The 922-nt window shown below is 66.9% G+C and carries 3 protein-coding genes and 1 pseudogene; all 4 read left to right on the top strand.

Going from position 1 to position 922, the window contains the following annotated elements; genetic code table 11:
- Positions 1-187: pseudogene (locus B1729_RS20305) on the top strand (TetR/AcrR family transcriptional regulator); the annotation flags it as partial.
- 109 nt (positions 188-296) lie between these two features.
- The gene (locus B1729_RS20300) at positions 297-488 is read left to right on the top strand and encodes a helix-turn-helix domain-containing protein (RefSeq protein ID WP_163618319.1); all 192 of its coding nucleotides are present in this window, start codon (positions 297-299) and stop codon (positions 486-488) included.
- Positions 489-571: 83 nt separating this feature from the next.
- Complete coding sequence (locus tag B1729_RS20295) at positions 572-670, top strand: AURKAIP1/COX24 domain-containing protein (protein WP_003792170.1); 99 nt, start codon at positions 572-574, stop codon at positions 668-670.
- An 89-nt stretch (positions 671-759) separates the two neighbouring features.
- Positions 760-922, top strand: a 163-nt coding sequence (locus tag B1729_RS20290) for a rhodanese-like domain-containing protein (RefSeq protein WP_275575864.1), incomplete at its 3' end; no start/stop codon positions are given.

The raw sequence follows: 922 nt of genomic DNA, 5'->3' as shown, positions 1-922 counted from the left end.
TCGCCGGGGTGAGCGCAAGCAGTGGGTCACGCTCGACGATGGCGACATCGCCGACGACAAGAAGTTCCGCGAGGCGCAGAAGGCGGTGCGGCAGGCCGAGAAGGCGCTGCGCGACGCGCGCAAGCTCGAGCGCCTGGCTGCGCGCGAGGCCCACGACCGCAAGGCCCGCCAGCGGCCGGAGGCGTGACGCGGATCCCATCGGCACCAGCTGCCACACAGTTCACAGCAGCACCTTGTTTACACAGGGGTCCCGCGCGTTCTAGAGTGTCTGCAGCACTCCTGGGGAAGGAATCGACATGGCCGAGCTGTCTGATGTGCGCTTCCTCACGGTCGCCGAGGTCGCGGAGCTCATGCGCGTGTCGAAGATGACGGTCTACCGCCTGGTGCACTCCGGAGAACTGCCCGCCGTCCGCTTCGGCCGCAGCTACCGGGTGCCCGAGTCGGCCGTCACAGAAGCCCTGCAACGGCCGATCGCCGACGTCGGCTAGACTGATCCGAGGCATTTTTCGTAATTGCTCGTTCCCGGGCGCCGCACACGCCGCGCCCAGACCCCGACATAGTGAGGTTTTCCGTGGGTTCTGTCATCAAGAAGCGCCGCAAGCGCATGGCGAAGAAGAAGCACCGCAAGCTGCTTCGCAAGACTCGCCACCAGCGCCGCAACAAGAAGTAAGCGGCATCCGCACCAAGCGCCTGTCTCCGGACGGGCGCTTCGTGTATGCCCCTGCTCCGCCGGGCGGAGCCGCGACCCGAGAGGCCGACATGAAGTCCATCACCGTTCAGCAGCTGCGTGAGCGCGTCGACACTCCGCTCATCGACGTGCGCGAGGTCGACGAGTTCGCTGCAGGGCACGTGCCCAGGGCGGTCAACATCCCGATGTCCGCGATCGGCAGCCGGCTCGACGAACTGCCCGACGGCGCGTTCG

Source organism: Microbacterium sp. B35-04 (assembly GCF_010634885.1).
Classification (GTDB): domain Bacteria; phylum Actinomycetota; class Actinomycetes; order Actinomycetales; family Microbacteriaceae; genus Microbacterium.
This window is presented reverse-complemented; position numbering and strand designations above follow the sequence as displayed.

What these genes read in the sequence shown, in the direction of transcription:
- B1729_RS20300 (WP_163618319.1), top strand. Translation starts at nt 297, where the DNA reads ATGGCCGAGCTGTCTGATGTGCGCTTCCTCACGGTCGCCGAGGTCGCG.